This window comes from Saccharopolyspora galaxeae, from assembly GCF_016526145.1.
Taxonomy (GTDB): Bacteria; Actinomycetota; Actinomycetes; order Mycobacteriales; family Pseudonocardiaceae; genus Saccharopolyspora_C; species Saccharopolyspora_C galaxeae.
In genome coordinates, this window is the sequence record NZ_JADDUE010000002.1 from 74,982 (window position 1) to 88,936 (window position 13,955).

At 71.3% G+C, this 13,955-nt stretch carries 12 protein-coding genes; 8 read left to right on the forward strand and 4 right to left on the reverse strand.

Annotated elements, in window-relative coordinates; all coding sequences use genetic code 11:
- Positions 1–395 precede the first annotated feature (395 nt).
- Positions 396–2,510 carry a putative bifunctional diguanylate cyclase/phosphodiesterase gene (locus INP57_RS04570; RefSeq protein ID WP_307849908.1) on the forward strand — a complete coding sequence of 705 codons (2,115 nt, stop codon included), beginning with the start codon at positions 396–398 and terminating at the stop codon, positions 2,508–2,510.
- 167 nt (positions 2,511–2,677) lie between these two features.
- On the opposite strand, the gene INP57_RS04575 is transcribed toward INP57_RS04570, so the two are convergent.
- Genes INP57_RS04575 through INP57_RS04585 form a run of 3 tightly spaced genes read right to left on the reverse strand, consistent with a single transcriptional unit; the run spans position 2,678 to position 6,238 of the window.
- Complete coding sequence (locus INP57_RS04575; RefSeq protein WP_200068799.1) at positions 2,678–3,724, reverse strand: glucose 1-dehydrogenase; 1,047 nt, start codon at positions 3,722–3,724, stop codon at positions 2,678–2,680.
- Positions 3,721–5,598, reverse strand: coding sequence for a glycoside hydrolase family 15 protein (locus INP57_RS04580; RefSeq protein WP_307849909.1), 1,878 nt, complete (start codon positions 5,596–5,598; stop codon positions 3,721–3,723). The genes INP57_RS04575 and INP57_RS04580 overlap by 4 nt, the downstream gene beginning before the upstream one ends.
- Positions 5,599–5,653: 55 nt before the next feature.
- Positions 5,654–6,238, reverse strand: a complete 585-nt coding sequence (locus INP57_RS04585; RefSeq protein WP_200068801.1) for a type VII secretion system-associated protein — start codon at positions 6,236–6,238, stop codon at positions 5,654–5,656.
- A gap of 308 nt (positions 6,239–6,546) precedes the next feature.
- On the opposite strand from INP57_RS04585, the gene INP57_RS04590 reads away from it, so the two are divergent.
- The 5 genes from INP57_RS04590 to INP57_RS04610 all read left to right on the forward strand — a co-directional run bounded on the left by INP57_RS04590 (position 6,547) and on the right by INP57_RS04610 (position 10,146).
- Positions 6,547–6,990: a PRC-barrel domain-containing protein gene (locus INP57_RS04590; RefSeq protein ID WP_200068802.1), complete on the forward strand. Its 444-nt coding sequence runs from the start codon at positions 6,547–6,549 to the stop codon at positions 6,988–6,990.
- A 97-nt stretch (positions 6,991–7,087) separates the two neighbouring features.
- On the forward strand, positions 7,088–7,243 hold the full coding sequence (locus INP57_RS04595) for a hypothetical protein (protein ID WP_200068803.1): 156 nt from the start codon (positions 7,088–7,090) through the stop codon (positions 7,241–7,243).
- Between the two features lie 156 nt (positions 7,244–7,399).
- A complete protein-coding gene (locus INP57_RS04600; RefSeq protein WP_200068804.1) occupies positions 7,400–8,593 on the forward strand; it encodes a S8 family peptidase in 1,194 nt (397 codons plus the stop codon).
- A 308-nt stretch (positions 8,594–8,901) separates the two neighbouring features.
- A complete protein-coding gene (locus INP57_RS04605) occupies positions 8,902–9,693 on the forward strand; it encodes a helix-turn-helix domain-containing protein (protein WP_295149668.1) in 792 nt (263 codons plus the stop codon).
- 51 nt (positions 9,694–9,744) lie between these two features.
- Positions 9,745–10,146 carry a sterol carrier family protein gene (locus INP57_RS04610; protein ID WP_200068805.1) on the forward strand — a complete coding sequence of 134 codons (402 nt, stop codon included), beginning with the start codon at positions 9,745–9,747 and terminating at the stop codon, positions 10,144–10,146.
- A gap of 6 nt (positions 10,147–10,152) precedes the next feature.
- On the opposite strand, the gene INP57_RS04615 is transcribed toward INP57_RS04610, so the two are convergent.
- Positions 10,153–10,662 (reverse strand): MarR family winged helix-turn-helix transcriptional regulator, encoded by a 510-nt coding sequence (locus INP57_RS04615; protein WP_200068806.1) that lies wholly within the window; start codon positions 10,660–10,662, stop codon positions 10,153–10,155.
- Between the two features lie 95 nt (positions 10,663–10,757).
- Here INP57_RS04615 and INP57_RS04620 point away from each other — a divergent pair, with 95 nt between their 5' ends.
- Together INP57_RS04620 and INP57_RS04625 are read left to right on the forward strand one after the other, a co-directional pair.
- Entirely contained in the window at positions 10,758–12,545 is a 1,788-nt protein-coding gene (locus INP57_RS04620) for a chloride channel protein (RefSeq protein ID WP_200068807.1), read from the forward strand.
- Between the two features lie 105 nt (positions 12,546–12,650).
- The gene (locus tag INP57_RS04625) at positions 12,651–13,646 is read left to right on the forward strand and encodes a helix-turn-helix transcriptional regulator (RefSeq protein ID WP_200068808.1); all 996 of its coding nucleotides are present in this window, start codon (positions 12,651–12,653) and stop codon (positions 13,644–13,646) included.
- Positions 13,647–13,955 lie beyond the last annotated feature (309 nt).

Here is a 13,955-nt window from a genome sequence, read left to right on the forward strand (position 1 = left end):
CGGGCTCGGGGTGGGAAAACAACCACAATGGCGCAATCCGGACAACGCCGATCCACATCTCAACCGCAGATCGCACGGCGCGCATCTTTTCCGCGACCCGCGCTGCACCGGACGAGTGAGCATCGGCTCGTGCGCGGCTCGCTGCGGCCGGGTGGCGCACGCGCGTTGGGCCAACCTGCCCTGCTGGTTCAACGCGGATGACTACCCTGGGTGGGGATGTGGCGACTGTTCGACCCCCCGGCGGAGCCGGTCGTATGCTCCGGACGACCAGGGGCCGCCGCATGACCGACGAGGTCCGGGCGGATTCGCCGTACCAAGACCGAGAGTGGAGGGGCGCCACGGGCATGACCGGGTGGACCGCGCCGGTGCCGAGCGCTCGACCGGCGGACTCGACGGTGAGCAGGACCGATCGCCGCCGGTTCGCCGCGGTCTGGGCGCAGTCCCTGATGGGCACCAGCTACGTGCCGATGACCAGCGCCGAGGTCGAGGGCAGGTTGCTGGGCTACACCGACGAACTGGTCGCGGCCCTGCTGTCCGAGCCGTTCGACCCCGCGCCCGCGCACGTCGTGGGCGACGACCTGGTGGCCGTGCACTTCACCAGCGCGGAGTCCCTGGCGCGCAGCGTCGACCTGCTCGGCGAACGGTTCCTGGCCGAGCTGAACCTGCCCGAGGACTCCGGCCGCAGGCAGCGCGTGTCCGCCCTGCAGAGCTCGCTGTGCACCGGCTTCGTGCACGCCGCGCGCAAGCGCACGCTCGACGAGCAGGAAGCCATCCGGCAGGCGGTGCTCGACGCGCGGGACGCGGTGGAGCAGGCGCTGCGCACCAGCGAAGCCCGCTTCCGCGCGATCTTCGCGGAGGCCGCGATCGGCATCAGCATCGCGGACATGAACGGCCGCATCCTGGAGGTCAACTCCTCGCTGCGGCGCATCCTCGGCCGCCCCACCGAGGAGCTGCGCCGGATGACCACGCACGACCTGCTGCACCCGGCCGACTCCGAGGGCGTCTGGCGGCTCTACGAAGAACTCGTCCGCGGCGAACGCGACCAGTACCGCATCGAGAAGCAGTTCATCCGCCCGGACGGCAGCCGCGCCTGGACCGAACTGATCATGTCGCTGGTGCGCGGCGAGGACGGTCTCCCGCTGTACCAGGTGGCGATGATCGAGGACGTCACCGACCGCAAGATGCTCCAGGACCGGCTGCGCCACCAGGCGATGCACGACCCGCTGACCGGGCTGCCGAACCGGGCGCTGTTCCTGGAGCGGCTCACCGCCGCGATGCGCGATCGCAAGCCCGAGCACCGGGTCGCGCTGTGCTACATGGACCTCGACGGGTTCAAGGTGATCAACGACAGCCTCGGCCACCACGTCGGGGACGACCTGCTGGTCGCGGTCTCCGAACGGCTGGCGCAGTCGGTGCACGGCGCGGACCGGATGGTCGCGCGGATGGGCGGCGACGAGTTCGTGATCCTGATCGAGGACTCCGCGAGCACCGAGCAGGCCATCGAGATCGCCGACGAGATCCTGGACACGCTGGTCGAGCCGATCCGCATCGGCGGCCACGAGCTGTCCGTCTCGGCCAGCATCGGCATCGTCGAGCGCGGCATCGAGAACCAGAGCGCCGCGGAGCTGATGCGCGACGCCGACGTCACGCTGTACTGGGCCAAGGCCGAGGGCAAGGGCCAGTGGGCGCTGTTCGACCCGGAGCGCAACGCCACCGAAGTCGCCCAGTACCGGCTCTCGGCGACCATGCCCGCCGCGCTGGAGCGCGAAGAGTTCTTCGTGGAGTACCAGCCGCTGGTGGGCCTGCGCGAGTTCGGCGTGGTCGGGGTGGAGGCGCTGGCCCGCTGGTGGCACCCGGACCTGGGCAGGCTCGGCCCGGACCGGTTCATCGCCCTGGCCGAGGAGACCGGGCTGATCGTGCCGCTGGGCCGCTGGGTGCTGCGCCAGGCGTGCAGGCAGGCCAAGCAGTGGCACGAGGAGTTCGGCGAGCCGGCCCCGTTCGTCAGCGTCAACCTCGCGGTGCGCCAGTCCCGCGACCCGAACCTGGTCTCCGACGTGCAGTCGATCCTGCGCGAAACCGGGCTGGAACCGTGCCGGTTGCAGCTCGAACTGACCGAGTCCGCGGTGATGGGCACCGCCGACGAGCCGATCGAGGCGCTGGGGACGCTGGCCAAGATGGGCGTGCGGATCGCCATCGACGACTTCGGCACCGGCTACTCGAACCTGGCCTACCTGCGGCACCTGCCGGTGCACGAGCTCAAGATCGCCGGATCGTTCATGTCCGGGCTGCGCGATCCGGAGCGGGCCGATCCGGTGGACGCGCGGATCGTCGGCACGCTGGTGGACCTGGCGCACACGCTCGGGCTCACCGTCACCGCGGAGGGCGTGGAGACGCACGCGCAGGCGCGGCGGATGGCCGACATCGGCTGCGAAACCGGGCAGGGCTTCTTCTTCGCCCGCCCCTGCCCCGCCGAGCGCATCCGCGCCTTCATCGCCGACCACGTCTCCTGACCGCTGCACTCGGAGCTTGCCGGGGTGCCGACACGCGCGGACGTCATCCGCCGGAAGCGATCGGCCATGGAGTGAACGGACTGCTGGTCCGAATAGATTGGGCGAGCAGGCCGTTCACTCCGGCAGAGCGTGGGTTGCTCGGGTGGTGCGCGGGCGTGTCGGCGGGCTCAAGCCTGCAGGTCGACGACGACCTTGACGTCGGAGTCGTGCCGGGTGAACACGTCGGTCCAGTCGCCCAGCGGAACCCGGCGGCTGAGCAGCTTGCGCAGCCAACCGTGGTCGGCGTCCCGCAGCGCGCCCACGGCCTGCTCGTAGTGCCGCAGGTTCGCGTTCACGCTGCCGACCACGACGTCGTTGTCCAGCACCAGCTCGTCGTTGATCGCCCCGGCGGGCACCGGCAGCGTCCGCTCGTGCCCGGCGATGCCGGTGAGCACGGTGACCGCGTTGCGCGCGGTGCGGCGCAGCACGTCGAACACGACCTCACCGGCACCGGTCGCCTCGATCACCACGTCCGGTTCGCAACCCAGGTCGTCCAGCGTCGTGTGGTAAGTGGCGCCGAGCTCACGCACCAGCTCCGGCTTCGGCCCGTCGGTGACCTGGTCCAGCACGTGCACGTCCAGCCCGCGCTGCACGCCCAGCAGCGCACCGAGCAGGCCGATCGCGCCCGCGCCGGTGATCAGCGCGTGCCGCGGCCGGTAGTAGTAGGCGCGGCGGCCGATCAGCTCGGCCTGCTCCCACGCCTTGGCGACCACCGAGGCCGGTTCGGTCAGCACGGCGAGCTCGCCGAGCCCGCCGCCCGCCTTGATCGCGAACCGCGGTTCGATGGTCCAGCGCTGCGCGCCGAAACCGTCCAGCTGCTTGATGCCGCACTCGGTGTACTCGCCGTTGAGGCAGAAGTCCCACTGCCCGGCCGCGCAGGCTTCGCACGGCCGCGGATCGGGCCTGCGCACCACGCCGACCACGTAGTCGCCCTCGCGGAAACCGCTGATCGCGGGGGCGTGCAGCACGCGGCCGAGGGATTCGTGGAACAGCACCATCCGGTCCTGCCCCGGCGGCAACGCCCCGTGCGAGGAGTGCGTGACGTCGTGGTCGGTCGCGCACACCCCGGTCAGCAAGCCCTCCACCAGCAGCTCGCCCGGCCGCGGAGCGGGGTCCGGCAGCTCGGAGACCGCCGCCAGGTCCGGCTTGCCGGGCACCACCGTCGCCGCCCTCACCGCGATCCCCCTCCGTTTCGCCTGCTCATCTCGCCCCGAGTGTGCCCGCCGTAGAGCACGGCGGCCGAATTGACCAGCGCCAGGTGGGAGAAAGCCTGCGGGAAGTTGCCCGCGAACAGGCCGGTTCGCCCGTCGTATTCCTCGGCGAAGAGGCCGACGTCGTTGGACAGCTGCACCAGCTCGTCGAACATCTCCTCGGCCTCCTGCCTGCGCCCGCTCAGCGCCAGCGCGTCGACCAGCCAGAACGAGCACGCCAGGAACGAGCCCTCGCGCCCGGCCAGGCCGTCCACCGAGCTCGCCTCCTCGTCGGTCGAGTAGCGGTCCACCAGCACGCCGCGGCGCAGCTCCCGCTCCACCGCGCGGATCGTGCTCCGCACCCGTTCGTCGGAGCCGGGCAGGAAACCCACCGACGGCATCAGCAGCGTCGCGGCATCCAGCGTGGTGCCGCCGTAGTACTGGGTGAACGCGCCGAGCTCTTCGTTCCAGCCGTGCTCCAGGACTTCGGCGTGCACCGCATCCCGCAGCTCGCGCCAGCGCTGCACCTGACCGGGCAGTCCGTCCTCCTCCGCGGCGCGCACCGCGCGGTCGAACGCGACCCAGACCATCACCCGCGAGTGCGTGAAGTGCCGGTCCGGCCCGCGCACCTCCCACAGGCCCTTGTCCGGCTGCTGCCAGATCTTCTCCAAGTGCTTGATCATGCCCCGTTGCAGCGCCCAGGTGTCGGCGTTCTCCCGCACGCCGCGTTCCCGCGCGAGGTGCAGCGCGTCCATGACCTCGCCGTAGACGTCTAGCTGCAGTTGCCGGTACGCGCCGTTGCCGACCCGGACCGGCTGTGCGCCGTGGTAGCCGGAAAGCCAGTCGACCTCCCATTCCAGCAGGTGCCGCTGCCCGTCCACGCCGTACATGATCTGCGCGTCCGCGGGGTCGCCCGCGACGGCGCGCACCAGCCACCGGCGCCACGCTGCGGCCTCGTCGGAGCAGCCGAAGTTGTCCAGCGCCAGCAGCACCAGCGTGGCGTCCCGCAGCCAGCAGTAGCGGTAGTCCCAGTTGCGGCTGCCGCCCGCGGTCTCGGGCAGCGACGTGGTCGGCGCGGCGACCATGCCGCCGGTGGGCGCGTAGGTGAGGGCCTTGAGCGTGGCCAGCGACCGGTACACCGCGCCGGCGTGCGGACCGGTGTAATTGATCTTGCCGGTCCACTCCTGCCAGAAGTCCTCGCTGTCCCGGGTCTCCTGCACCGGGTCCATCGGCGGCGGGACTTCCTCGTGGTCCTGCGACCACTGCATCACCCACGACCGGCGCTGCCCGGCTTCGAGCGCGAACACCAGCTCGTGCGCGCGCTCGTGCGCGACCCGCTGCGGCAGCAGATCGCCGCGCAGCACGGCGGTGTGCGGCCCGGCGATCGCCAGGATGTACTCGTCGTGCTCCGGGCTGGTCTGGCGCACGTGCCGCACCCACGGCACCGAGTCGCCGTAGGCGAACCGCACGATCCAGCGCATCCGGACCTGCACGGACCCGGACACGCACTCCAGCATCCGCACCAGGCACGGCTGGTCGAACTGGTTCTTCTCGTGCGGCGGCATGCTGTCGACCAGCCGCAGCACCCCGTCGTCGGTGTGGAAATCGGTCTCCACGACCAGCGAGTTGTCCCGGTAGCGGCGCCGGACCTCGCGCACCGGCCCGGCCGGTGCGAGCTGCCAATGCCCGTCCCGCTCGTCGCCGAGCAGCCGGCTGAAGCAGGACGGCGAGTCGAACCGCGGCAGGCACAGCCAGTCCACCGAGCCGTCGGTGCCGACCAGCGCGGCGGTGCGCAGATCGGACAGCAGCGCGTAGTCGCCGATGCGACCGGGCTTGCCGGAGTGGTGATCGTTGCTCACACCGCCGAGGCTAGGCATCCACGCGGCTGCCGACCACCATCCGCGCGCCGGTGCGTCAGCTCGCGGAGTCGTCCACGAGCGTGCTGTGCGGGATGACCGCGCGCACCGTCTCGTCCAGGTTCAGCCCCAGGTCCAGGCCCGCCAGCAGCTGCGGCAGCGCGTCGCCGGGGACGCGGCGGGTGCCCGGCCAGCTCTCCGGCACCCGCTCCTGCGAGGTGCAGGCGGGCACCAGCTGGCTGCCGTCGTCCAGCTCGGCGGCGTAGACGGCGAGTTCGCCCTCGCCGTTCTCCGGGTCGTAGAGCAGCACCTCGGCGGCCAGCACGGCGGGTGGCAGCTCGTCCTCCGGCGCCTCGCCGCCCGCGATCCGCTGCAGCACCCGTTCCAGCTCGTTGACCGGTTCCGGCAGCTCGATCGACACGTCCGACGGCTCGTACTCGTCGTTGAACTGGAAGTCCTCGTCGATCTCGCCGTCGGCGTCGATGTGGTACGCGCCGATCACGCCTTCCGGCGGCACGTCCTCCCCGGAGTCCTGGTAGCCGGGGTCGACGATGTAGAGCCAGCTGTTCGGCGTCTGCCGGGCCTGTTCCCGCATCTCGTCGGTGATCGGCGGCGGGCCGGGCTGACCGGGCTGCTCTGACATGCTGGCGTCCTTCGTGGTCGGTGAGTTGCCTTCGGGCCCCGCGCTCGGGTACCCGGGAGCGTGTCAGTTCTACCCGCCCCCGCGATGCCTCCGGCGGGCGCCCCCGGGACGGTCCAGGTCGGACGGTGCGGTGCTGCGGGTCGGTGCGGATTCGCCCGTGCGGCAGGAGTTTTCCGCGCGGCGGGATCAGCCGTTCCGAGGTGCCGGTGCCGCGGCGGCGGGGGCAGACTGGGCGGGAGTGGCCGCTGCTCGGCCGGGCGGGCGCGTTCGGCGGCAGCCGGTGCGGTCGAGTTCGGGAGGCGGTCGGCATGATCGGTCAGCGGGAAGCACTGCGGTTGTTCGGCTGCGAGGTGTTCGACCCGGCCGGGCAGCGGGTCGGCATCGTCGGGCAGCTGTTCCTGGACGAAGCCACCGAGCAGCCCGCCTGGATCACCGTCCAAACCGGACTCTTCGGCACGAACGAGAGTTTCGTGCCGCTGGACGGCGCCGCGTTCGACGGAGACACGCTGACCGTTTCGGTGCTCAAGGAGACGGTGCGGCAGGCACCGCGGGTCACCCTCGAGCAGGGCGATCTGCTGCTGGAACAGGAGCACGCGCTGTACCTGTACTACGGCCTCGAATACGGCGTCGCCCCGGCGGGCGGTGAACGGCAGGCGGACTCGGTCCCCGCGGAGGACTCCGCGGCCGAGCTGCCCGAGGAGTACGTCGAGGCGGTGCGGTTGAAGCTGCGCCGCTGGGTCGCGGCGACCTGAGCGCATTCCGTTCGTGCTGCCGCGAACCTCATCGGTGCGCGGATTCCGCCCGCTCGATCGCGCGCTGTCGCGGCGGATGCGGCCGATCGAGTGAGCGATGAGCACATTATCCCCTAATTGCGGGCGCGTTTCGCGCGCAGATCCGACGCGTTGCGTGCGGCTCTCCGGCGGGCGCGGCAACGGCGTCAATTTCCAATTGAAAACGCTGCGCAAGGCCGTTCGGGTGAAAATCGCCCGGCATGTTATCGGGTGATCCGAAAAAGATGCGGAACGCCGTTACCCTTCCGGCGCAAGTGTTTGGCGACAAGTCGCCAAACCGCCCGGTTCGCTGCATTTCCGTGCTTTCGTCGGAACAGCACCATCAGATTTCATCCGGCCCCACCCGGATGACGCTGAAGGGGAGGCAACCATGTCCGAATCGCCAGTCCGGCGCCGGTGGGCGGGAGCGGGCGCGGGCCTCGCGGCCGCCGCGCTCGCGTTCGCCGGAGCTCCCGCGAGCGCCGCACCCGACCAGACCCTCGCACCGCTGACCATGCACCCGGAAGACCAGGTGATCTCGGCGGACGGAACCGCCGACTCCTACATCGTCAACCTCGAAGACGGCCAGGACGCCGCGGCCGTCGCCGGGGAGCTCGGCGTGCGCGCCGAACACCTCTACGCGCACAGCCTGAACGGTTTCTCGGCCACGCTCAGCCCGCAGCAGCTGCAGCGCGTGCGCGAGAGCAACGACGTCGAAGGCGTCTCGCAGAACTTCCACATCCAGACCGACCCCCAGCCCCGGGCGGAGGCCGGCTCCTGGGGCCTGGACCGGATCGACCAGCCGAACCTGCCGCTGGACGGCCAGTACGACACCAACGGCACCGGTGCGGGCGTGACCGCCTACATCATCGACACCGGGATCGCCCAGGATCACCCGGACTTCCAGGGCCGCGCATCAGTCGGCCACGACGCCACCGGCGGCGACGGCACCGACGGCAACGGCCACGGCACGCACGTCGCGGGCACCATCGGCTCCGCCACCTACGGGGTCGCCAAGCAGGCCGAGCTGGTCGGGGTGAAGGTGCTCGACGACAACGGCAGCGGCACCACCGCCGACATCGTCGCGGGCATGGACTGGGTGGCGCAGAACGCCGACGGCCCTTCGGTGGCGAACATGTCGCTGGGCGGTGCGAAGGATCCGGCGCTGGACGAGGCGGCCACCGGGCTGGTCGATTCCGGCGTGTTCCTCGCGGTGGCGGCGGGCAACGAGTCGCAGGACGCGGAGAACACCTCGCCGGCCAGCGCGGAGGGCGTCTACACCACGGCGGCTTCGGATCGCGACGACTCCTCCGCGGAGTTCACGAACTTCGGCGCCACGGTCGAGGGCTACGCGCCCGGTGTGGACATCCTCTCGCTCGCGCCCGGCGGCGGAACGGCGACGCTCAGCGGCACGTCGATGGCCAGCCCGCACGTGGCCGGTGTCGGCGCGCTTTTCCTGGAAGCCGATCCGGACGCCGCTCCGGCGGACGTGATCTCGGGCTTGCAGGGCACCGCCGCGGCAGGCGTCATCAACGGGGCGCCGGAGGGTACGACCCCGGATCTGCTGCAAACCGGAGAACTGTGAATGTGAATCGTCACCTCGGCGGGCCGTTCCTCGTTGCTGAGGAAAGGCCCGCCGTGCCGTTCCCGGCGGAACCGGTGCGCCGCGCGCTGAAGCGGTGCCGGAAATGTGCCTGCGCTGCTGCATTCGGGGGATGAATTCCCGCCGCCGAACGGGGTTAGCCGAAGGTCGAACGTCGTCATCCCGCAAAAGTGGGTTCCCAGCCGGGTCTCCCGGTGCATACGTTCCCTCCCAGGAGGGGACCGGCTCGATGCTCGCAGCAACACTGGTCCAGACCGGAGTTGTCCGGGCGCGTCATGGAAGGTTGTGCCGTGTTGTCCGGATTCACCGAGGCGCCTGAACGCACGCCGGATCGGGCGGCCCCGCGGGTCGCCGAACAGGCCGTGCAAGCCCAGGCCGAGGCGCGCGAAGCGGTGGCCTCGGTCGCCCGGGTCGCCAAGGCGCGGTCCGGAGCGGGCGGAGTCCTGCAGGTCGTGCACGGTGCGCGCCGCGTCGGATGGGCCGCCTACGAGTTGCAGCGCAGCGCGACAGAGCTGGTGCAGGGCGTGGCGAAACCGCCCTACGCCGCGACCGGAGCGCTGGATTCGCTGGAGTCCCGCAAGCTCGCCGAAGGCGTCGAGTACCAGGTGCTCTACGACCGGGCGGCGCTGGCGCGCCCGCCGCAGCTGGAGCTGACGGCCAAGCTGGTCTCGCTGGGCGAGCAGGCGCGGGTCGTGCACGTCGCTCCCGCGAAGATGATCCTGGTCGACAACGAGGTGGCGCTGCTGCCGCTGACCACCACCGAGCAGACCGTGGACAGCGCGGTGGTGATCCGGCACTCGGCGCTGCTGGTCGCGGTGATGCGGATCTTCGAGGACCTGTGGCGGTTCGCCGCGCCGTTCGCCTCCGGCGAGCGGGTGATCAGCGGCGACGAGCAGCCTTCCGAGGAAGAGCGCTGGATCCTGTCGCTGCTGGCCTCCGGTGCCACCGATGACACGATCGGACGGCTGATGGGCTTCAGCGCGCGCACCGCGCACCGGCGGGTGCGGGAGCTGGTCGCTCGGTTAGGGGTGGAGACGCGCTTCCAGGCCGGGATGCAGGCGGTCAAGCTCGGCTGGTTGTGATCTTCGGGCGGCCCGGACCGTGCGCTGCGGTGCTGCTCGTAAGCTTGCGCCATGCCTCCGCGTCGACGGGTCGATCCGAACGAGATGCGCGCCGCCGTGGCCGCCGTAGCGCCGTGGCTGGCGGACCCCTGGGCCGAAGACGCGGCGCAGCGCCCGTCCCGCGCGGAAACCGCGTCCGCGGTGAAGCTGAGCCTGCGCACCCTGGAAGCCGTCGCGCCCGGCCGCACCGTCGAGGTCCGCGTACCGCCGTTCGCGGCCGTGCAGTGCGTCGCCGGACCGGAGCACACCCGCGGCACCCCGCCGAACGTGATCGAGACGGACGCGCGCACCTGGCTGCTGCTGGCCACCGGCAGGCTGGATTTCCCGGCAGCGGTCGAATCCGGACTGGTCAGCGCCTCGGGCTCGCGGGCCGACCTGACCCCGTGGCTGCCTTTGGTCCGCGTCGAGGGCTGAAGTCGATCAACGCTCGTAGGTGTCGGCGGCGTCGTAGGGCGAGCTGCTGACCGGCGGTTCTCCGCCCGCCTGCGTGAAGGCCGTGAGCGCGTCGACCATCCCGCGCCGCGCCGTGGCGGGCATCCGCCGCACGATCCGCGCGATCTCGGTGCGCCGGTGCTCGGTGACCTCCCGCACCACGTCGGCCCCGGCCGCGGTCACCGACACCGCGCTCTCCCGCCGCGAGGTGGGGCTGACCTGCCGGTCCACCAGGCCCGACGTGACCAGTCGGTTGATCATCCGGGTGACCGTGGACGGGTTCACGCCCAGCAGCTCGGCCACCGCCGCGTGCTTGAGCGGGCCGCGTCCGTGCAGCGCCACCAGCAGCCGGAACTGCGGCAGCGTGAGCGAGTCGTCCACCGCGGCGATGGAGCGCGCGGAGGCGGCCACCAGCAGCCGGGATGCGGTGAGCATCGCGTCGGTGACCGCGTCGATGTCCTCGACCGGCAGCTCGTCGTCGACGTCGGGGCGGGGCATGGGCTCCGTTGTACCGGAGCCGCCGCCGGGCCGGTGCTGCCCGGTGTTCCGCATCTTACATTTCGTGCCATGGGCAACTGTTGCATCATGCAAGAGTGGTTGCGACGTACGAATCCCGCCGTCCCGCACTGCCTGACCGCCACGGAATCGGGACGTGGCTGCGGGAGCGGACGTCCGGTCTGGTCGCGCTCGCCGTGGTCATCGGCGTCGGCGCCGGACTCGGCGCGATCGTGTTCCGCTGGCTGGTGCAGTCGTTCACCCGGCTGCTGTCCGGAACCGCCGACTACTCCGTCGCGGGCGGGGCGGCGCACCCGTGGCTGCCCGCGCTCGGGCCGTGGTTCGTGCTGTTCACACCGGTCATCGCGGGACTCGTGTACGGGCCGCTGGTGCAGCGGTTCGCGCCGGAAGCGCGCGGGCACGGGGTGCCGGAAGTGATGTACGCGGTCGCCGAGCACGGCGGCCGCATCCCGGCGAAGGTCAGCTTCGTCAAGGCGCTCGCCTCCGCGCTGTGCATCGGCTCCGGCGGCTCGGTCGGCCGCGAAGGGCCGATCGTGCAGATCGGCTCCGCGCTCGGTTCCTCGCTCGGCCGCAGGGTGCGGCTGCCGGAGTCGCGGCTGCGGGTGCTGGTCGCCTGCGGCGCGGCAGGCGGCATCGCCGCGACCTTCAACGCGCCGCTGACCGGCCCGTTCTTCGCGATGGAGCTGATACTGAGCAGCTTCGCGGTGGACTCGTTCGCCGCCGTGGTCGTCGCCAGCGTGACCGCCAGCGTCATCGGCAGGGCCGTGCTGGGCAACGAGGCGTTCCTGGAGCTGCCGAAGCTGTCGCTGACGGGTTCGCACGAGTACCTGCTGATCGTGCTGCTGGGCGTGCTCGCGGGCGCGCTCGGGATCGGGTTCAGCCGGGTGCTGTACCTGGTCGAGGACCTCTGCGACCGGTTGTGGCGCGGGCCGGAGTGGCTGCGCCCGGCGGTCGGTGGGCTGCTGGTCGGCGGCATCCTGCTGGTGCTGCCGGAGATGTACGGCGTGGGCTACCCGGTGCTGCAGAACGCCATCGGCGGGAAGTACGCGGTCGCTTTCCTGCTGCTGCTGGTGGTCGGCAAGATGCTCGCCACGAGCCTGACGATCGGCGTCGGCGGTTCCGGCGGGGTGTTCGCGCCGTCGTTGTTCATCGGCGGCATGGCGGGCACCGCGTTCGGCGCGGTGGTGCACGAGCTGATGCCGGGCGCGACGGCGGCACCCGGTGTCTACGGGATGATCGGCATGGGGGCTGCCTTCGCCGGGGCGGCGCGGGCGCCGATCACGGCCGTGATCGTGCTGTTCGAGCTCACCGGCGAGTACTCGATCATCCTGCCGCTGATGGCGGCGATCGTGATCGCGACGCTGGTCAGCCGCGCGATGAGCAAGGGCACGATCTACACGCTGAAGCTGCGGCGCCGCGGCGTCGACCTGGAGGCCAGCCGCGCGAACTGGCCGTTGACGAGCCGCGGCGTGCACGGGGTGGTGCAGTCGTTGCCGGAGGCGTTGCGCGCCGAAGCGGAGCTCTCCGATGCCGCGCAACAGCTCGCGCTGTCCGGATACGGCGTGCTGCCGGTGGTCGACCCGGACGGCGAGTACCGGGGCTGCGTGACGACCCGGGCGGTCGCGCAAGCGTTGGGCGCGCAGCGGCTCGAACCGGGCGGCGAGGACCCTCGCAGGCTCACCGGTGATCTGGCCGAACTCCCACCGCTGATCACCGACCGCGCCACGCTCGCCGAGGCGCTGGACGCGCTGGCCTCGGCGCCCGGCGGCGCGCTGCCGGTGCTCGACGAGTCCGGTCGCGAACTCTCCGGCTGGCTCACGCACCGCCGAGTCCTCGGCGCCCTCCGCGAGGTCCCGGCTTCCTGAGCGCGCATTGGCTCGTGGTGATCACACGCTGTCCAAGAAGCACCGCGCTCGGTAATCTGATCTCTCCGCCGAGGATCGGCGGAGATTCGGCAGAAGAGGATCACCGTGTCCGAGACCTTCGGGCAGGCCCTCCGGCGGTTTCGGCTGGCCGCCGGCCTGTCCCAACCGGCTGTTGCGCGACAAGTGCACGTTGATCAGGGCAACCTGTCCCGGTACGAGAACGATCGGCAGCGCCCGTCGCCGAACACCGCGGGCCACTTGGACGAACTCCTCGGCGCGGGCGGTGAGCTGCGGAGGTTGGCCACCGGTGACATCGCGCCGGACGTGCTCACCTCGGACGACCGCGATCGCCTCGGTCGAGTGCGGGAACGTCCGCACAAGTTGGACGGTGGTGCGGTCGCCGCGCTGGCGAGCGTGCTCGCGGCACAGCGGCGCCTGGACGACACCATGGGTCCGGGACCGCTGATTCCGGCGACGCTGGCGCAGGTCCGGATGGTCACGGACCTGGTGCGGCAGGCGACCGGACCGCATCGCGGTGCGCTCGCCGAGGTCGTTGCCGAGTGGGTGCAGTTCGCGGGGTGGCTGTACGCCGAGACTCGTCAGGACGAGGAAGCCCTGCGCTGGCTGGCCGATGCGGAACAGGCGGCTGACGAGATCGGGGACGGTGTGCTCGCTGCGCAGGCCGCGAACTTCCGCGGCTACGTCGCCCGCCAGCGAGGCAATTGGCGCGGTGTGGCCCGCTGGTTCCTGGCCGAGCACCACACGCCGGGTGCGAGCGTCCATCAACGTCTCGGAGCTGCCGCGCAGGCCGCGCACGGCGCCGGACGGCTCGGGGATCGCGACGGCGCACGACGGATGCTCGAGGTGGCCGACGGTCTGCTGGAGGAGTCGGCCCGGCATCCCGCGCCCAGAACGGCCTACTGGCTCAACCCGACTTTCCACCGGCTCAACCTCGGCTTGGCGCGCATGTCGCTGGCCTCGTACGACGTCGCGGCCGATCATCTCGAACAGGGGCTGAACGGTCTGCCCGCAGACCAGCAAGGTGCCGCGTGGACGGGCGAATACCGCAAGGCTTTCGCCGACGCGGCAGCCGCTCAATAGCTCCCGATGCGCGGTTATGCGCATGGCCGCGCAACTACTTCACTCTTCGTGATCAAGCAGCGACATTAAGTGCATGCCGCAATCGCCTCCAGTGCAGAGCCGACCGCCGGGCTGTTCCCGTCTCCGGCCCGTCCTCCCCGCGGCCTGCCTGGATCGCGGGCGCGGCTACCGCTGCCCCGGTGCGTCGTGGTCCTCCCAGCGCATCGTGCCGGGGCAGTGGGTCGGCGGGGCCGGTGGTGGTGCCCCCGAACACTCCGGCCCCGCTCGGCACACCTGCGGGAGCGACTGTCATGGCCGCCAGCGTGGAAC